This is a genomic window from Cyclobacterium sp. SOCE241 (genome assembly GCF_056867545.1).
Genome location: NZ_CP149779.1, coordinates 3,984,160 through 4,003,003, shown reverse-complemented (window position 1 = coordinate 4,003,003; position 18,844 = coordinate 3,984,160). Strand labels below are relative to the sequence as shown.

General features: G+C 38.7%; 12 protein-coding genes and 5 pseudogenes. 3 read left to right on the top strand and 14 right to left on the bottom strand.

The genetic code is table 11. From position 1 onward, the window contains the following. Positions 1-4: 4 nt before the first annotated feature. The 9 genes and pseudogenes from WG932_RS20030 to WG932_RS19990 form a co-directional block, all read right to left on the bottom strand. A pseudogene (locus WG932_RS20030) lies at positions 5-1,323 on the bottom strand (Gfo/Idh/MocA family protein). 17 nt (positions 1,324-1,340) lie between these two features. Further along, entirely contained in the window at positions 1,341-2,321 is a 981-nt protein-coding gene (locus WG932_RS20025) for a formylglycine-generating enzyme family protein (RefSeq protein ID WP_014019672.1), read from the bottom strand. Between the two features lie 331 nt (positions 2,322-2,652). After that, entirely contained in the window at positions 2,653-3,444 is a 792-nt protein-coding gene (locus tag WG932_RS20020) for a hypothetical protein (RefSeq protein WP_483085169.1), read from the bottom strand. A gap of 142 nt (positions 3,445-3,586) precedes the next feature. Further along, on the bottom strand, positions 3,587-4,189 hold the full coding sequence (locus tag WG932_RS20015; protein ID WP_483088693.1) for an MBOAT family O-acyltransferase: 603 nt from the start codon (positions 4,187-4,189) through the stop codon (positions 3,587-3,589). A gap of 1,023 nt (positions 4,190-5,212) precedes the next feature. Beyond that, a pseudogene (gene uvrA, locus WG932_RS20010) lies at positions 5,213-8,033 on the bottom strand (excinuclease ABC subunit UvrA). A gap of 144 nt (positions 8,034-8,177) precedes the next feature. Continuing rightward, positions 8,178-9,998: a PA14 domain-containing protein gene (locus WG932_RS20005; RefSeq protein WP_483085168.1), complete on the bottom strand. Its 1,821-nt coding sequence runs from the start codon at positions 9,996-9,998 to the stop codon at positions 8,178-8,180. Between the two features lie 17 nt (positions 9,999-10,015). Continuing rightward, a complete protein-coding gene (locus WG932_RS20000) occupies positions 10,016-10,303 on the bottom strand; it encodes a hypothetical protein (protein ID WP_483085167.1) in 288 nt (95 codons plus the stop codon). Between the two features lie 131 nt (positions 10,304-10,434). Beyond that, the gene (locus tag WG932_RS19995) at positions 10,435-11,025 is read right to left on the bottom strand and encodes a hypothetical protein (RefSeq protein ID WP_483085166.1); all 591 of its coding nucleotides are present in this window, start codon (positions 11,023-11,025) and stop codon (positions 10,435-10,437) included. Further along, a pseudogene (locus WG932_RS19990) lies at positions 11,022-11,950 on the bottom strand (ATP-dependent DNA helicase). The gene WG932_RS19995 and the pseudogene WG932_RS19990 overlap by 4 nt, the downstream one beginning before the upstream one ends. Before the next feature lie 178 nt (positions 11,951-12,128). Between WG932_RS19990 and WG932_RS19985 the strand changes: the two are divergent. After that, positions 12,129-12,539 carry a hypothetical protein gene (locus WG932_RS19985; protein WP_483085165.1) on the top strand — a complete coding sequence of 137 codons (411 nt, stop codon included), beginning with the start codon at positions 12,129-12,131 and terminating at the stop codon, positions 12,537-12,539. Continuing rightward, the gene (locus WG932_RS19980; protein ID WP_483085164.1) at positions 12,529-13,206 is read left to right on the top strand and encodes an endonuclease/exonuclease/phosphatase family protein; all 678 of its coding nucleotides are present in this window, start codon (positions 12,529-12,531) and stop codon (positions 13,204-13,206) included. Before WG932_RS19985 ends, WG932_RS19980 begins: the two co-directional genes overlap by 11 nt. A 169-nt stretch (positions 13,207-13,375) precedes the next feature. Here WG932_RS19980 and WG932_RS19975 read toward each other — a convergent pair. The 3 genes and pseudogenes from WG932_RS19975 to WG932_RS19965 all read right to left on the bottom strand — a co-directional run bounded on the left by WG932_RS19975 (position 13,376) and on the right by WG932_RS19965 (position 15,989). Next, a pseudogene (locus tag WG932_RS19975) lies at positions 13,376-14,304 on the bottom strand (sugar phosphate isomerase/epimerase family protein). A gap of 14 nt (positions 14,305-14,318) precedes the next feature. Then, positions 14,319-15,476 carry a methionine aminotransferase gene (locus WG932_RS19970; protein WP_483085163.1) on the bottom strand — a complete coding sequence of 386 codons (1,158 nt, stop codon included), beginning with the start codon at positions 15,474-15,476 and terminating at the stop codon, positions 14,319-14,321. A gap of 45 nt (positions 15,477-15,521) precedes the next feature. After that, positions 15,522-15,989: a GlcG/HbpS family heme-binding protein gene (locus WG932_RS19965; protein WP_483085162.1), complete on the bottom strand. Its 468-nt coding sequence runs from the start codon at positions 15,987-15,989 to the stop codon at positions 15,522-15,524. A 105-nt stretch (positions 15,990-16,094) separates the two neighbouring features. On the opposite strand from WG932_RS19965, the pseudogene WG932_RS19960 reads away from it, so the two are divergent. Then, a pseudogene (locus tag WG932_RS19960) lies at positions 16,095-16,516 on the top strand (secondary thiamine-phosphate synthase enzyme YjbQ). 80 nt (positions 16,517-16,596) lie between these two features. On the opposite strand, the gene WG932_RS19955 reads toward WG932_RS19960, so the two are convergent. After that, positions 16,597-17,847 carry a glycoside hydrolase family 140 protein gene (locus tag WG932_RS19955; protein WP_483085161.1) on the bottom strand — a complete coding sequence of 417 codons (1,251 nt, stop codon included), beginning with the start codon at positions 17,845-17,847 and terminating at the stop codon, positions 16,597-16,599. A gap of 149 nt (positions 17,848-17,996) precedes the next feature. Next, a complete protein-coding gene (locus WG932_RS19950) occupies positions 17,997-18,827 on the bottom strand; it encodes an alpha/beta hydrolase (protein ID WP_483085160.1) in 831 nt (276 codons plus the stop codon). Positions 18,828-18,844: the final 17 nt, after the last annotated feature.

Below are 18,844 nucleotides of genomic sequence, written 5' to 3'. Positions count from 1 at the left end.
GGGCTTAAATTACTTTGGTTTGTCCTGGTACAGCATAAGGATAAAATCCATCTTCGTTTGGAAGCACTTTAGGCATTGCATCCCAAGCCAGCTTTTCAGGTTTTAGGTTTATGTTAGAGTTGATGCCTTCTTCCCAGGTAACAGGTTTGCCGGAGTAGGTGGCATATCTTCCCAAGATGGAGGTCATTGTGCTTTTTGCCGCATTTTCAGCATCAGCGTATTTGTATTCGCCTTTCACTACTGCATCAAATAATTTATCATGCTCCACTTGGTATGGGTTGGCATTGCCCGCGCCATCATGGTCATAAAGGCTATTTCCCTTCAAGTCTGTTAGTTTACCCACATGTCCGGCATTCATATAGGCCTTGCCTTTTGTTCCTTGGAAGCTTTCGTCCACTCGGTTGTGAGCACCTGGGAAATGACGACATTCACTGTGGATGACAGTGCCATCTTCGTAAGTAAAAAGAACCACGTGATGGTCAAAAATCTCCCCATTATCCTTGCCTCTCCTAACTGTTCTTCCTCCTGTTCCCTCGGCTTTAATTGGATAACTATTTTTAACCCAGTTGGCCACATCTAAGTTGTGTACATGCTGTTCAGTGATGTGATCACCACAAAGCCAATTAAAATAATACCAATTTCTCATCTGGTATTCCATTTCTGTTTGTCCGGGCTGGCGCTCCCTTACCCATACACCTCCATCATTCCAGAATACCTGGCCACCAATGATATCACCTATTTGACCATTGTGAATTCTGTCAATGGTTTGGATGTAATTGTCTTGATAATGTCTTTGAAGCCCAACCACCACATTCAATTTTTTTGCTTTGGCAGTTTTGGCGGCAGCTAAGATTCGGCGGATACCTACAGCATCTGTAGCTACAGGTTTTTCCATGAAAATTTGTTTTTCGAGACGGACAGCCTCCTCAAAATGATCAGGCCTAAAGCCTGGAGGTGTAGCAATAATTACAACATCCGCATCTTTCATTGCATGTTTGTAACCATCAAATCCTACAAATTTCTTTTCTTCAGGAACGACTACTTTATCCTTTCCATATTTTTTAGGATACGCTCATGGCTTTGATCCAAACGATCCTTAAAGGCATCTGCCATGGCGACAAGTTTGATGTTTTGTCCGGTTTCAAATGCCTGAAACACTGCTCCTGTTCCTCTACCACCACATCCAATTACTGCGATTTTTATTGCATCATCTCCTGCAGCATAGGCGCCGGGTAAAGTGAAAGGGCTTAGCATTGCTCCTCCGGTAATTAAAGCAGAAGTTTTAATAAAACTTCTTCTTTCGTTACTATTATTGTCTTTCATTATTTATTGAGTTTATTTTAATAATCTTCCATTGGCTCAGTGCCATAGTATTTTTCTATATATTCTTTGCTAGGCGGTGTAAGGGGTCTGATTATCCTCATTCCTAAGAATGGAGCTTCAGGAAACCACCATTGGCTTTTTGGAATTTGTGGGTCTATTCTTTTCCACTCCGGTGTACTTGCTGCCCGCTTACTACTGGTCATTTCTGCAGGGCTGTCGTCATAGCTTCCTCCTCTTATCACTTTAGGGTATAGTTCTTCTGACAAATTGATTGGATTTTCTGCCTTGGCTCCTCGATTAGAATAGGCATTGGCTTCATAATGATCCATAGTCCATTCGTTGACATTACCTAAGATGTCATACAATCCCCATGGATTTGGTTTCTTTTGCCCAATTTTATGAGTGGTGCCTTCACTATTGTCTTTGTACCAGGCATACTCGCCCAATTTAGAAGGGTCGTCTCCAAAAAAGTATTTGGTCTTGGTGCCGGCACGGGCGGCATATTCCCATTCGGCCTCTGTAGGTAGACGGAAAAACACACCGGTTTTGAGGTACAACCACCTACAGAATTGAATGGCACCATATTGGGTCATGGCTATTGCCGGTTTGTGCTCTTTACCCATTCCGAAGGTCATGTCTAAATAGGGAATAGAAGGTCTTGTCAATCCATCGATTTCTGGTGTCAAAGGACCTTCACTTGAGGAAGCCTCAAAGCTCTTGTCTAAAAATAATTCGTAAAGATCCCAAGTGGTCTCATGAGAAGCCATCCAAAATGGATCTATTTTTACTTCGTGAACAGGGGCTTCATCTGATGCACCATCACTGCTTCCCATTTTGAAGCTCCCTTCAGGGATAGGTACCATATCAAATGAGATTCCTGTTCCTGGAATTTCTTGTGAATAGGGTTCAAAGTTTTCAATGGATTGATAAGCGCTTGCAAGAAACAAGACCGATGAAATAGAACCCAAAAATAAAGTTCTTTTTAATAATTTTAACATGGATTAGGCTTAGGTATTCTTTAAGTTAACTGCTTGTAATGTACTTCAATTTTTAATAAAAATTAATTGAATGCTTAAATTACCTTAATTTTTTAAATATTGAAAATTTCACGCATTTAGACAGCATTATCCTTTTAAAAAAAGGATAGGCGGTATATAAACTCGTAAAAAGATGTTGAGACTTGAGGGTTTAATTGGGGAAGGAGGTATGCTTTTTAATTTTTTTTGGATTTATTTAAGCAGCATATAAATAGGTTTTAAATCAATGAATTATCGCTTGTTCAAGTAAATATCATTGAATCTAGATTTTCCTGCCTTTTCATTATTCTATTTAGTCTAATAATTTCTTTTTATACAGCGTGGAGTGATGTGGTGAATAACTTCGAATTTCTTCCTCAATTAGCTTGGCCACCTGTGCATTAAAATGTACCGGGTCTCTAAAATTGTTTTCATCTAATGTTAAATTAGAGGAATAATTAAAATCAAAAACATCTCCTAAGCTGAACAAATCATGTTTAAATTTGGCTTCGAATTCTTCCAATTCATATTTTGTCAATACTTCATGGTAATCTTTATGAAGGGGGATCCAGAAAATCAACTTAATACCCTCCTTTTTACAGTGGTCTGCAATTTCTGTCAATTGCTTGTGGTATTCTTCCGGATAAGTAATGTTTTTATAAAACTTGTCAGTACCGTTCAATTTTTTCTTCCAAAACTGTTCTTTTGCTCCCGGTAATTCTACTTCAGACTCGCTCTCTTCTTCACCTTCATTGGTGTTAGCCATTATTGCAAAAGTTGCATTGAAGGTATATTTGTTAAAGGCATAAGTGAAAAAATTACTTTTTCTGTTGATGGTCTCCTCTACCCAAAAACGGCGATTGTATTTATTGTATAAATTTAGATTGATTCCTATCAAAACGGTGTCAGGTTTTTCTATTTCTCTGGCCCACCAAAATGATTGAATGACTTCTTTTAAACTTGCACCCCCATAAGCCAAATTGGACCAGGTAGAACTGTCCATGGCATTGTATAGTCCATTGCTTCTTGAGTCACCCAATACCCAATTTTTATTGGGATTGTTTTTAAAGTCAATCATTTTATAAAGGTGTGGCTCAATGTCCAAAGCGATGGCTTTTTCTTCTCATCACTGGTAATTCCAAAACCATTTAGAAAATTGAATGGATCAATTAAAGCAATTAAACAGCTATATAGCACAAAAGGAATTACAAAATACAGACTATTTTTTATAAATCTTTTCATGGTACTTAAAATTGAAAATAAATGAATTCTTGTTGTACCCCATTCATAATGAAGCAAAAAATAATAACCACGTAGTAAAATGCCCACCTCACCGGTTTGGGTAATTTTTGGGAATTGAGTTCAAGCCCGTGATTCTTTTCTCTTTGGAACCATTCTACAAGAATGAAGCCTATTAGCAAAAAGAAAAGATATATTAAATGATTACCGGTATTCATGCTCCAAAAATCTTGAATGGGCAAGACAAAGAATTTTGGCGAAAAAATGATGGATATGTAGTCAAATGCCATGAAAAGGCTATCTGCCCTAAAAAATATCCAAGCAATGACAATTAGAAAAAAGGTGATTCCCATTTGAAGAGTTTCTCTAATACTTGGGAGGTATTTGCCTGCGGCTACGGTGTCAGATGTATGCACTCTGTTCTTATTGGATAACAATAATGGGAGATAAAAGGTAGCATTTAATAAACCCCAAAAAAGAAATGTCCAATTGGCTCCATGCCAAAAACCACTGACAATAAATATAATAAAGATATTTCTAATAGCATGACCGTCCCTGCTTCCTCCAAGAGGTATGTATAGATAATCCCTAAACCAAGTAGAAAGGGAGATGTGCCACCTTCGCCAGAATTCAGCAATGTCGCGGGAGAAATAAGGGAAAGCAAAATTCTTTTTAAATCAAACCCGAAAAGGCGAGATGTACCGATTGCTATATCTGAGTAACCGGAAAAATCTCCGTAAATCTGAAAGGCGAATAATACCCCACCCAATAATAAGGTGAAACCTGAAAAAGATTGGTAATCATTGAAAATGTCATTTACATAAATCGCACAATTATCTGCAATAACAATCTTTTTGAATAAGCCCCAGAGTATTTGTCGCAAACCGTCGCAGGCTTTTGTGTAGTTAAAATCTCTATTTTTAAAGAATTGTGGCAGAAGGTTCGTTGCTCTTTCAATCGGGCCTGCTACGAGCCTGGGGAAAAAGCTTACGTAAGCAAAAAATGCAATTGGTTCTGAAACGGGAGCCATCTTTTTCCGGTATACATCAATGGTGTAACTCATTGTTTGGAAGGTGTAAAAACTAATACCTACCGGTAAAATAATGTTTAGCCGAGAAGGATCCATGGTATTGCCTAATAAAGTAAAAGCATCAGCAAAACTTTCTGCGAAAAAATTATAGTATTTAAAAAAGCCCAAAAACCCGAGGTTAACTGCCAAACTTATAAACAGTAGAAACTTTCTTTGGTTAATTTTTTGACGTTTGTTTAGCTGTATCCCTATCAAAAAATCTACTAACGAACTGAAAAAAATCAGCGATAAAAAACGGTAATCCCACCAGCCATAGAAGACATAACTGGCTATCAAAATCCATAGGTTTTGAAGCTTTAAATTCTTAGGGAATAGAAACCAATAAATGAAAAATACTAGTGGTAAAAAAATTAGGAATTCAATTGAATTGAATAACATGGCAATATAAATAATTAGGTAGAAACAAAATATTTGATTTAGGCTCCTTCTAGACTGTATTCAAAAGAAGGCTAAATTTTATATATAGCACAAAACTATATATAAAATTCATTTAAATCACTTTTTGTGTAGAAAAATAATTTTATTCCTATGTATATTTATATTATTATGCCTTATTGAGCTCTACGAGGTATTTTCCGGTATAATTATTTTCTTCCTTCATTAAATCTTCCGGTACCCCTTCGAAAATAACATTGCCACCTTTTTCCCCTCCTTCAGGCCCTAAATCGATCACCCAATCTGCAGCCATAATAACCTCTGTGTTGTGTTCAATGATTAGTACCGTATGACCTTGGTCAATCAGGGAATTAATTGAAAATAGCAATTTTTTGATGTCATGAAAGTGAAGTCCTGTTGTAGGTTCATCAAAAATAAATAGTATTTTCTCTTTATTTTTGGTGTCATTTTTTCCTAAGAAGGATGCGAGTTTAACCCGCTCGTTGTGCTTCTCCGCCACTCAATGTATTGCTGGATTGGCCAAGACCAATATAGCCCAAGCCTACCTCTTGTAGCGGCCTTAATTTTTGAATGATGCCCTGTTTCTCTTCAAAAATTCCATGGCTTCATCAATTGTTAAATCTAGGACTTCGGAAATATCTTTTCCTTTGTATTTGGCATCCAGGATTTCATTTTTAAAGCGCTTTCCTTTACAAGATTCGCAGGTGAGGTAAATGTCGGCCATAAATTGCATCTCGATCTTCTGAGTTCCTCCCCCTGACAGGCTTCACACCTGCCACCATCAACATTAAAACTAAAGAATGCAGGTTTATAACCTCTTTGCTTTGATATGGGGAGGTCTGCATACAATGCTCTAATTCCATCATAGGCCTTGACGTAGGTTACAGGATTTGACCTGGAAGACTTACCAATAGGATTTTGGTCTACAAATTCAATTCGATTCACGTTTCTATAATCCCCGTCAATTTTATCAAATTTACCCGACTCTTCATTTACACTACCCAGTATTTTTCCTAAGGCAGGATACAATACTTTTTTACAAGGGTAGATTTGCCTGAGCCACTTACACCTGTCACTACTGTTAATACTTCTAAAGGTATTTTTACAGTGATATTTTTAAGGTTATTTTCCTTAGCTCCTTGAATTAAAATGTATTCCTTCCATTTTCTGTTTTGCAACTTTACATTAATGGACTCTTCTCCACTAAGGTACCGCGCAGTATGCGTATTGCCGGCCTCCATCAACTCTTTTAGGTTTCCTTGAAAAACCAATTCACCTCCGTGAACACCTGCATCCGGGCCTATGTCAATGACTTGGTCAGCCGTAAGGATAATTTTCTCTTCATGCTCCACCACAATCACCGTATTGCCTAAATCTCTTAGGGCTTTTAAAACTGTGATCAAACGCTCCGTATCTCTGGGGTGTAACCCAATACTCGGTTCGTCTAGAATATACATGGATCCCACTAAAGCACTGCCCAAAGAAGTTGCCAATTTGATCCGTTGAAACTCACCTCCTGAAAGAGAAGAAGTTAGACGATTAAGGGTCAAGTAACCTAGTCCAACTTGGTCTAGGTATTCGAGTTCATTGACGATTTCTTTGAGCAATCTTTGAGATACATTTCTTTCTGTTTCTGTAAGTTCTAAAGTTTCAAAGAAAGGTAGGGCTTTATCGATTGGAAGTAAAACCATATCGGTGATGGATTTTCCTGCAATCTTTACAAAAGAAGCATCTTTTCTTATTCGTGTCCCTTTACAGTCCGGACAAACTGTTCTTCCCCTAAATCTAGAAAGCATTACTCGGTATTGGATTTTATGAAGTTTGCTTTCCAGAAAAGCGAAAAAATCATTTAAGCCTTTGAAATATTTATTTCCAGTCCATAATACAGCCTTGTCCTTTTCGTCAAGATCTTCATATGGTCTGTGGATGGGAAAATCAAACTTTATCCCATCCTTCAATAAAGGCTGTAACCATTTTTTTGTAGTCTCCCCACGCCAAGGGGCTATGGCCCCTTCAAAAATTGAAATGGACTTGTCTGGAATGACTAAATCTGGATCAATCCCCAAAACTGATCCAAATCCTTCACAAGTTCTGCAGGCACCATATGGGTTATTGAAACTGAAAAAATTAACGGATGGTAATTCAAATTGAATACCATCCAGCTCAAATTTATCACTAAAGGACCTAGAGGCAGTATCAGGAATAACAACCTTACATTCTCCCAATCCCTCAAAAAAGGCTGTTTGTACACTGTCTGCAATTCTAAATTGGTTACCTTCATCTTCCTTCATCACTGATACCCTGTCGACAAGAATCTCAAAGTTTCCTTCAGGTAATTTATCCAATTCAAGTAAGTCTTCTACAAATGATACTTGACCATCAATAAGAACCCTTGTAAAACCTTTTTGTAACAAAATCTCCAGCTCTTTCTCTTTAGCTCTTTCCGGACTAAAATGTAGCGGACAGCTGATCATTACCTTGGCCCCTTCATCAAAACCATGGATATAGGAGACTACATCAGTTACGGTATGATGTTTTACTTCTTCACCACTTATGGGAGAAATGGTTCGCCCTATTCTACTAAATAATAGCTTGAGGTAATCGTAGATTTCGGTGGTTGTACCTACTGTAGATCTTGGGTTTTTTGTATTTACACCTTGTTGGATGGCGATGGCAGGGGATACTCCTTTGATGTATTCCACTTCGGGTTTTTCCATTCTGCCCAAAAACTGTCTGGCATAAGAGCTCAGGCTCTCCACATACATTCTTTGTCCTTCAGCAAAAAGCGTATCAAATGCTAAAGAAGACTTTCCAGAGCCTGATAAACCGGTTATAATAATCAGTTTATTTCTGGGAATGGCTATGCTTAGGTTTTTGAGGTTATTGACCCGGGCATTCTTTATAATAATAAAGGATTTAGGATCCAGGTTCTCGAGTGAAGTATTTGTATTGACAGTAGTTGTACCCATAATGTGCAAAGATACCAACCCAACCCTACAAATGATAAAATGTTATTAAAAATTAAAAGCCGACATCCTTTGAAAGAATGTCGGCTAAAAAGAAATGGTGCTTTGGTACTGGTAAGCTTTTAAAATTGTAATTTATATTTAAACTTATCGTTTCATGATTTTGTAAGTTTTTCTTGACTTCTCTGTATGGATGGTTACCAAATAATGGTTGCTTGGGAATTGTCGCATATCAATTTGGTACCTGTTGTCACTAATTTTTTCAAGGAGTGGTTGCGCTCTTACTCTCTGATCTTGGCTGGTTAGCTCCACACTTAATATACCCTCTTGAGAATCTACGAATAGTAGATCAGTAGTAGGGTTAGGGAAAGGCATAAGCTTATTTCTATTTGAATTATTTTCTACCCTGATCACGTCTGAATAACTGAAAGTATCATCTAAATCCACCTGCTTGATTCTATAAAAAGTAACATCGTTTGCAACTGAATGATCAGCATAATCATAAAAGACCTCTTGGTTACTATTGCCTTGCGCTTCAAGAGTTTCTCCAAATACTTCCCAAGAAAAACCATTATGGGATTTTTCCATAATGAAATGACTTGTGTTTTTTTCTTGTAGGGTGCTCCAGTTTAGGCAATTATTCTCACCACAGGATTGTCCAAGAAAATCTCCCCACTCAAGTGGCAGAACTAATAAGGTTTCTACATAGTCGAAGGTAATGGATTGATCACCACCTATTTCATAGTAATCAAGGATCAATTCGATAACCCCTACTTCTAAAACTTCCAATTGATAGGTGTCGGCTGTACCTTTTTTACCTCCTACTTTAGCCCATTCGTCAATCACGGTTGTGCCATCTATTATTAGCCTGTAACCATCATCACCATTGACAGAAAAGTCGTAGGTACCGGGAGCGACATCCAAACGCATTCTGTATTGAACAGTAAAGTTGGAAGTTTGATTGGTACAACCTACTCCGCTAGGAAAGCTTTGATTGAATACAGCATCTTCAAAAACCCTTCCGGAATAGTTTGAAGTGGCGAAATTTCTAGGAGCGTCATAAGTATGACCGATCCACTCATTATCACCAAATTCCGTACGGTCTAAATCTGGAATTGGATTCATGATTACTTCCAGCACATTGGAAAATACATCTACATCTGTACTTACCCCTTCATCATCCACAATGGTATTGGTAGCCCCTCTTCTGTAATACCTTGCCCCGGTCCAGCTGTCATCTTCGTAAGCCGGGATATCATAATCTTTTCCGGTAGCACCGGGGATAGTGGTCCAAACAGTTGATTCATCATTGGTAGTGGCATACTGCCAAAAATATTCTGATACTTCCCCATCTTCAAATACCGCAGGACCTAATGAGCTGATAATGGTTGGGTCCGGGTTTATTCCACAAAAAGTAACAGAACCTGAGGCATCAGCACCCATTTTTATTTCACCCGGGCCAAAATACAATTCAATATTAAAGGAAAATCTATTGGCACCTTCTTCTTCATAATAATTTAATTGCATAAACCATTCCTGAGCGTCTTCCATCTCAATATAATAGTTTCTGATATTGTCTTCATAAATGAAGTTATCAACCCCGTCAAATTTCAAAGTATCCGCCTCATCTTTTGCCCAGTTGTCATGAATCAAATCATTGCCATTAACATCTTGGGCTATACTTGCATCAGGGTTTCCCTTATCAGAAAAAATTTTTAAATAGGAACCATCATCACTCCCTATGCTAATGCGGTAGATGCCATTGGCATCAGGTATATACCTCCCACGCATATGCACACCAAATAGGTGTAATTGAGTGTCACATCCACCGGGAGTGGAAGGGTCAATTCCTGTTTGGAAAAACAATGCATCTGAGGAATAGCCATTACCGGGGTTGGGATCACTGAAATAAGTATCGAAATTCATTCCCGAGCTAGGAAGAAAGTTGTTGTCATCCCTTAATAACATACCCTTATACTGTCCACCTACACCCGAATAAGTTTTTTGAATTCTTTTGGTTCGTTATGACCCGCATCTTGTCCATTTGGGTTGTAGTCTGTGACCAATTGGTAAACATAAGCATTCCATACATTGGTTGGATAACCATTTTGCCAGCCATTTTGCCAAGGCTTCGTAAGTGTCTCAGGTTCAGTATTTGTACATGCCAATTGACCATAACTTTGACCTGAAATGACTAAAAACAATATAATGGATAAAACTACGCTGTTAAAATAGTTTTTGTCCTGATTGGCTCCTCTCAAAATCCCCTCCATTCCTAAAAATATTTAATGTTGATAAGAATTTAAATGCTGTTAAAATACAAATTTATGCATTTGAAATTAAAAGGCAAGAAAAATAGAGAAAATAATTTGACAAAAAGCTAAAAAAGTTATTTAAAATTCATTTATCTGTGTTTATTTTTATGGTCTAACCAGGGCTTTAGCTGTAAGAATTGATTGAATTTTGCATAGCTAGTAACATCATGAATGCTTTGAACTTCATCAAAAATGGCCTTAGCTTTGTTAAAATCCCCTTTTCGATAGGCATCTAAAGCATATGGCAGTGAGGCAAAAGCTCTTTGAACCCTTAGGTCCTCTTCAATTTGTTCTTCTTCCTGACGTTGGAGGCTGAAATTCAAGCTATCTGAACTTACCAAGACACTTTGCATCCCGATAGGCTTTTTGAGAATCAAGCCCTCCAAATCTGTACAGCGGCTAAGCGCAACGTATACCTGACCCGCTTCAAACGAGCGATCAATATCTACTATGCATTTTTCAAAGGTAAGCCCTTGGCTTTTATGCACTGTTATAGCCCAAGCAAGTTTTAACGGAAACTGAGTAAACCTTCCAATAACTTTGGCATCAACTTTCCGTTCCACTTCATTGTATTGGTAATCTACATTTTCCCAAACTTCTCTTTCCACTTCATAGAAGGTACCATTGTTGGCTTCAACAAGTATCTTGTTATCATGCATTTCCACTACTTTACCAATCATCCCGTTGTAATAATTTTTTCTGCATTGTTGCGCATAAAAATTACCTGAGCACCCACTTTTAGCCTGATGTCTAATGGTTCAAATGGGGCCAGAGGGAAGTCATCCTCAATACTGGCTTTGTAAACGCGGTCTTCGCTTTCTATAAGCTCAAGTTTCCTTTTGTTGATCTGAAGGATATTATGGTTATGGGTTCCCAATATTATATAGCCTTGATCCAAAAGGTCAAAATGATAATCATTGGCCCGCTGATTTAGGAAATTGAGGTCTTCAAAGGTGTGTCGGCTTTCTCTTATTCTGTTTAATAGGTTTTTAAAAGTGGTATCTTTTTGCCGGTATATTTTTTGAAGCTCAATGTGAAAAGGCATCAGTTCTCTAAAACCAAAGGAACTAAAGAAAAATCGGTTTTCATATTTGCCGGACAAAAGGGACCAATCTTTGTCTTTTACCACAGGAGGCAACTGAAAGGGGTCACCTATTAAAATAAGCTGCACACCTCCAAAAGGCAAATGCTGTTTTTTCTAAAGACGCGTAGAATTTGATCTAAGATGTCCAGTATCTCCACACGAACCATTGAGATTTCATCAATAACGAGGATATCCAAGCTGCGAATTACAGACAAACGACTCTTGGTATATTTGAATGTGTCGAAAATATTTTGCTTGGAACCTTTGGGAGATAGCCTATGATCACCCGGGAGAAATATCTGTCGAGGGTCAATTTTAAAAAAGCTATGGATGGTTTTCCCTTTTGCATTGATGGCAGCGACTCCTGTAGGGGCCACTACCACCATACTTTTGGTCGTGTTGAACTTCCGTAGGGTATGTAGAAAGGTGGTTTTACCGGTGCCTGCTTTTCCTGTCAAAAAGAGGGATTTGTTGGTGTATAAGGCTATTTCAAGTGCCTGAATAAAAGGTTCATTGGTCATGTCCAAGCCTTTGGCTTCAAATTCTCGGCGAAAAAACGATTTTAAGAAAGACATGAGGTGAAATTGTTTGTTAAATAGATGCTTAAAATTATTAATAATTTTCCCGCTTTCGTATATATTGTAGATATTTCCTAAAACTAAAATACTGCTTGGGTATAGCAACTAACCTCCTTTCTAAATGGATCTGGTTTTAAATATTTTAAAAATTATATTAAGTATCATCTGTATTTTTGCTGTCATTGCTTCAAAGCTTAAGCTAAGCAATTGGTGGATACGTGTTTTTGACTTTCCCAGAATACAATTATTGATAATGGCTACTTTGGCCATCACACTGTATGTACTTCCTTTTCTATCCTTTAAGGCATTAAATATTACAGGATTCTTGTTAGTGTTATTTTCGTGGTTTTATCAGGCAAGGAAAATTTTTCCTTATACTCTGTTGGCCAAAAAAGAAGTAAAAAAGGATAAAAAGGCTTCTCCAGAAAATGAAATTGGAATCTTGGTAAGCAATGTGTTGACCCCCAATAGGCATGTAGAAAAGTTGATCAACCTGGTGAAAAAAGAAACCCAACCTGGTATTGACTCTTGAGTCGGATAAATGGTGGGAAGATCAATTGACAGTTTTAGAAAAGGATTATAAATATCAAGTTAAGATCCCTTTGGATAATCTGTATGGCATGCATCTATACTCTAATCTTGAACTGGAAAACACCAAGGTGCACTATCTCGTAGAAGATGACATCCCCTCCATTCACTCTAGTGTAATTTTACCATCAGGCAAGGCCATACAAATCCATTGCATTCACCCGGAGCCGCCAAGTCCTACAGAAAGTGATACTTCCCTATCACGTGATGCAGAACTTCTAATTGTAGGGGAAAATGTAAAGGATCCGGGATTGCCAACATTGGTATTTGGTGACCTCAATGATGTGGCGTGGTCGAGGACCACTCGCTTGTTTCAGAAAATCAGTGGACTTTTGGATCCTAGAAAAGGAAGAGGCTTTTTCAATACCTATAATGCCAAATACTTTCCTTTCAGGTGGCCTTTGGATCATATTTTTCATACTGAGGATTTTCTGTTGAGAGAGATTAAACGGTTACCTTCCATATCCTCTGATCATTTTCCTATTTATATCAAACTTAAATTAAAGCCTGAAAACGATCAGGATGATAAAAAAGAGGCTTTGGAAGAGGATGAAAAAGAATGGAAAGATGAGACCATCGAAAAAGCCAATCCAAAGATTTTGACGATCTAAGCCGACTACCAGATTATAGGGAAAGTAAAATTCTGTTAGGTTCATTGATTTTACCAAGGGCCCTCCAGGCTGGACCCATAAAAATCATAGTGAACATCTAAAAATAATGAATGGTAAGTTATATATGGAAGCCCTCGCAGCCTTTTAAAAACTGCGAGGGCTTCGAGAGCTATGCTTCTCTAAATGGAATGTACTGTCTTAGGTAATTTCTAGCAGTTAATATGGCCATATTTACATCGGCTTCTGATTTTTCGTAGGCTTTGTCTTCCACTTCTATGCAACAAGGGCCTCTGTACCCAACATCAGTAAGGGCTGCAAAAAACCGCCCCCAGGGCACATCTCCCAGCCCGGGTATCTTGGGTGAATGATATTCCAATGGATTGGCAAGGATGCCCACTCTGTTTAACTTTTCTTGGTAGACCTTAACATCTTTAAGGTGGATGTGATGGAGCCTGTCTTTGTAATCATAAATGGGCTGTACCGGGTCCATTTGCATCCAAACCAAATGAGAAGGGTCATAATTTAATCCAAAATTGGCGTCAGGAATTATATGAAACATTTTGTCCCAGATGGCAGGAGAAATGGCTAAGTTTTTCCCTCCGGGCCATTCATCATCCGTGAAAAACATAGGGCAATTCTCAATACCTATTTTTATTCCTTTTGTTGATGCATGTTTGATTATTTTAGGGAATCGCTCTTCAAAAAGACTTAAATTATCTGCAATATTTAATGCAGGATTTCTTCCTATAAAGGTATTGACTACAGGTATTCCCAATTTCTCGGCCCCGTCAATCACCGACATGATATGCGAAAGTGCATTATCTGCAACTTTTTCATCCGGATCCATTGGATTGGGATAAAAGCCAAGGCCTGATACATAAACCTTTTTTTATTTTGGTAGTCTTTAATATGTGCTACTGTTTTATCATCAAGGTTGGCCACATCAATATGTGTAACGCCGGCATAGCGCCTTTCCGCCTTGCCTTTTGGCCAACACATGATTTCTACACATGAAAATTTTTCATTGGCAGCAAAGTCAATGACTTCTTCAAAACTTTTTTCAGCCAAGATGGCACTTACAAATCCTAATTCAAGCATTCCTTGGTAACAATTTATAATTTACATAACAATTCAGCAGCTTTGTCCAGGATGTCATCATCCTTTGCAAAACAAAACCGTAATAATTTATCATCTTTTTTATCCTTATAAAAAACGGATACAGGAACTGATGCGACCTTGATCTCCTTCGTAAGCCTTATTGCTAAATCATAATCGTATTCGTCCGTGATTTTTTCGTAGGAGACGATTTGAAAGAAACTACCTTTTGAAGGTTTAAAGGTAAACCTAGAGGCTTTTAGGGCTTCATTGAAACGATCTCTTTTGCGCTGATAGAAATCAGATAAGGCTTCATAATGTTCAGGCAATTTCAAGAAATCCGCAAGGGCAAACTGCATGGGAGACACGGTGCAGAAAGTAATGTATTGGTGAATACGTCTAAACTCCTTGGTCAGTGCGGCAGGTGCCAAGCAATAGCCAATTTTCCAGCCGGTAACATGGTAGGTTTTACCTACGGAATTGCAAATAAAAGACCTTTCCTTTAATTCCGGATGCGTCATCATGGAATGATGAACTTCACCATCAAAGACAATATGTTCATATACTTCATCGCTAATGATGTAAATGTCTTTTCCACGGATAATTTCCGCCAGGCAATCAAGGTCTTCTTTGCTGAAAACCGTTCCCACAGGGTTGTGTGGAGTGTTGATAAGAATGGCTTTGGTTTTAGGACTGATTTTGGCTTTTACTTTTTCCCAATCAATTTTAAAATCGGGCGCATCTAAAGTGACAAAAACCGGAACGCCACCATTGAGGTCTATGGCCGGTACATAACTGTCATAGGCCGGTTCCAATACGATCACTTCATCTCCTGGATATACTACCGCAGTAACGGCACAGAAAATGGCTTCTGTGGCGCCCGAGGTAACTGTTACTTCTGTTTCAGGATCGTAGGATATTCCATAGACGTCGGCGGTTTTTTCAGCAATGCTCTCTCTGAAAACCGGCGCACCGGACATGGGGGCATATTGGTTGTATCCATTTTTTAGATAGTGACAAACCAATTCACTTAGTTTTGGAGAACAATCAAAGCTTGGAAAGCCTTGGGATAAATTATAGGCGCCTTCATCTGTCGCAAGTTTAGACATGACCGTAAAAATGGTTGTGCCTACATAGGGAAGTTTTGAAGGTAGATTTTTTGCTTTTGTCATCATTAGTATAGGTCCGTAGGAAATATTCCCAATCCGGAAAAGAGAATATTATTTAAAAGCAGCAACTCCGGCTCCGGCAATGATTCCATCTTCAGGTGGGGCAGCTCCACTTACGCCAATGGCTCCAATAACCTGATCTCCGGCAATAATAGGAAGCCCTCCTTCCATGGCCAGTACTCCCGGTAGACTAAGAATATTCAATCGACCCTCCATGACCATGTCTTCAAATTCTTTCGTGGATCGTCTAAATTTTACCGCGGTCTCACTTTTTTCTAGGGCCACATTAATACTCCCACTTTGGGTACCATCCATTCTTCTCAGAACTACCAAGTGCCCACCGGCATCTACAATAGCAATGACCACATTCCAATCGTTTGCTTTGGCTTTGGCTTCTGCAGCGTCTGCAATGGCTTGGGCATCTTTAAGGGTAAGGATTTCTGTCATCTGTTGGGCGTTCGCAGAAAAACTCACTACGGTGAATAACAATATCAAAATTGAAAAGCTTAGCTTCTGCATTTTTTTAAATTTAAGTTTTAAAAGGATTAATCTTAAATATAATTAATAAACTGCAATTCTTAAATTTTTTATATTTGAGTAGGAAACTAATCAGTAGAAAAATTAATGAAAACTTTTCAAAAAGAAATTCAATTGCCCGCATACAAAAGAGGTTTTCACCTCATTACCAGACATATTGTGGATAACTTTGCTGAATTAAAAAAATTGATCGAGGCCTACTTCAAGTTTGGATAAAACATACTTCTGCAGGTTTAACGGTCAATGAAAATGCTGATCCTTCTGTAAGAGTAGATTTCGAAACTTTTACCAATTACTTGATTCCGGAGGATTATCCCCATTTTATTCATACCATGGAAGGCCCTGATGACATGCCTGCACACCTTAAATCAAGTATTTTTGGTTGTTCGGTGCAGATTCCGGTGACCCATGGCAGATTGAACCTTGGGACTTGGCAAGGCATTTACTTAGGTGAGTATCGCAATTATGGAGGAAAGAGAAACCTGGTGCTTACAGTAATGGGAGAATGAGTAATTTTAAATAATATTGAAGGCAAAACAGCATTTTTTTGCTTTATCCACAATTTTATCCACAAAAATTTAGCAACTATTTAAGAGTCAGGCTTTTGGAATTTCCACTGTTCTTGATAGCTACCTGATACGATCAATAATAACCAATCTTGTAACCTATTCGGTGTCTGAAAAGTGTTTGAAAGCCGCCCTTTGAGTGCTTCAACTTTTCCATCTTGAGGGTTGATCCAATAGGCTTCAGCCTTATTCAAAATGGTCTTATTTATTCGTGTTTTTATTTTACTTCCTCTAGGTTGGTAAATTAGAATGCAGCCTTGATCGACTGTTGTTAAGGCTAATTTCTGAGGATGTAAAGGCCACTTTAAGCCTGCAAAGACTTTTGTTGAAACTAGCATTTCTTGCCAGGGTAGTTTTACAAAAAGCTTTGGTAAAAATCCTACTTGGGTGGCTCCGGGTAAGTCTAATGCTTTGTCCCAAGACATTTGTGCGCCAAAAAGCGGGTTGGATTTTTCTGTGTGCATTTGCCAAACTTCATTGCACCCATAGGTATAACCGGCAGCACCTGACAGCATGCTCCAATAGGCAGATAGCCTGACATCAACGGCATTCAGTCGCTGAAAATGCCACTTGTTTAATAAGTTGGGGATGTTTTCATAGCCTGGTTCTCCATTGATTACAGGACGAATAGGCTTCCTGCTTCTGGCCTTGTTTACAAATCTATATTCTCGAAATTGTTTTTGATGCCTAGATTGGAACATATCGATTTGCAACCATGAAGCATTGGGGAAAAGATCACTTGCGATGGTCCCACCTCCCGGATGGTAGGTGATTAGGCTGGTTTTATCAAAGGCGCTTATCCCTAAGGCCATTTGCTCAATGATTTGCTCGTCTTCCTTGTCTTCCGGTGCCCTGTCTCCTCCCATTACCCAAACCAAGTGTGGGTATTTTGCAAAACGTTTGGCCAAAAATTCACCATAAGTTCTGGCGTTCTCGGGGGTAAATACTTCAGGACCGGTTCCCCATTTTTTATTGTATTTGTCTCCCCAAGTAGGTAGTAAGGCAAGGTATAGCCCCATCTCAGCTGCCATGGCTACTACCTCATCCACATGCTTGAAATAAGCCTCATTGGGTTGGCAGGGATCTAAATCATTTAAAGGTAAATGGCCCGCTGCATTGGGCGTGGTAAGGCCATCCAATTCCGCCAAAATAACTGCTTGAATAATGGTAAATCCTTTATTTATACGGTTTTGGAAATAAAATCTGGTTTCTTTAAGTGATAACCTGTGAAACAATTCCCAAGCAGTATCTCCCAGCCAGAAAAAGGACTCCATCTTGGCAGGTTAAAAACCTGCCATTTGGACTTATTTTCAGTGGCTGTAAGTTAGTTTTCATTCTAAATGCTGCAACCAGTTAATGCAACTTTTAGGCCAGTCCTTTTGGGTGCCTTCTTTGTTAATGGACAGGGCATATCCATGTTTACCTAAAGGATACAAATGCATTTCTGCAGGGATATTTTTTCTACCAACCCTTGATAAAACATGAGGCTATGCTTAACCGGAACTCCGGTATCATCTTGGGAATGGAAGATAAAGGTTGGTGGTGTGTCGGCCCTTATTTGTTCTTCATTGCTGAAATAATTGACCCATTTGGCTTCGGGGTTTTCACCGATTAAATTGTTCCGAGAACCTATGTGGGTAAAGGTTTTATTAAATGAAATAACAGGATATCCAAGAATCATAAAATCTGGACGACTTGATTGATGCTGTATTGGATCATCGGCCCCGGGATTTCCTGAATCAAAGTGAGTGCCTAAAGTGGAGGCCAAGTGGCCACCGGCAGAAAAACCCATAATACCTATTTTCTCGGGATCAATATTCCATTCTTCAGCATGATGCCTAACCAATCTGATGGCTTGTTGCCCATCAGACATAGGTACCAAGTGAGGGCTTGTCTGAGTAACAGCTGAAGGCAAGCGATATTTTAGTACAATACCGGCAATACCATGGCTGTTCAGCCATTTGGCAATGTCAGTTCCTTCCCAATCATAGGCCAAAATACCATATCCTCCACCCGGACAAATGATCACTGCTTGTCCGGTAGCTGAACTTTTGGCAGGCAAAAACACTTGGATTTGAGGAGTTTGCACATTGCTAATACGAGTGATACCATCGACTTCACTCACCTCTTTAACTTGAGAGATTTTCTGAAATGGAATTTCTCCCTGATAAATGTCCATTATAATGGATTGATTTTGGGCTGATAAGGCTCCCATAATAAAAATGAAACTTAGAACTAATACAAACTGCTTCATTGAGCGTATATTTTTAA

What these genes read in the sequence shown, in the direction of transcription:
- WG932_RS20025 (WP_014019672.1), bottom strand. Translation starts at nt 2,321, where the DNA reads ATGTTAAAATTATTAAAAAGAACTTTATTTTTGGGTTCTATTTCATCG.
- WG932_RS20005 (WP_483085168.1), bottom strand. Translation starts at nt 9,998, where the DNA reads ATGTTATTAAGGGATGACAACAACTTTCTTCCTAGCTCGGGAATGAAT.
- WG932_RS20000 (WP_483085167.1), bottom strand. Translation starts at nt 10,303, where the DNA reads ATGGAGGGGATTTTGAGAGGAGCCAATCAGGACAAAAACTATTTTAAC.
- WG932_RS19995 (WP_483085166.1), bottom strand. Translation starts at nt 11,025, where the DNA reads ATGATTGGTAAAGTAGTGGAAATGCATGATAACAAGATACTTGTTGAA.
- WG932_RS19985 (WP_483085165.1), top strand. Translation starts at nt 12,129, where the DNA reads ATGGATCTGGTTTTAAATATTTTAAAAATTATATTAAGTATCATCTGT.
- WG932_RS19970 (WP_483085163.1), bottom strand. Translation starts at nt 15,476, where the DNA reads ATGATGACAAAAGCAAAAAATCTACCTTCAAAACTTCCCTATGTAGGC.
- WG932_RS19965 (WP_483085162.1), bottom strand. Translation starts at nt 15,989, where the DNA reads ATGCAGAAGCTAAGCTTTTCAATTTTGATATTGTTATTCACCGTAGTG.
- WG932_RS19955 (WP_483085161.1), bottom strand. Translation starts at nt 17,847, where the DNA reads ATGGAGTCCTTTTTCTGGCTGGGAGATACTGCTTGGGAATTGTTTCAC.
- WG932_RS19950 (WP_483085160.1), bottom strand. Translation starts at nt 18,827, where the DNA reads ATGAAGCAGTTTGTATTAGTTCTAAGTTTCATTTTTATTATGGGAGCC.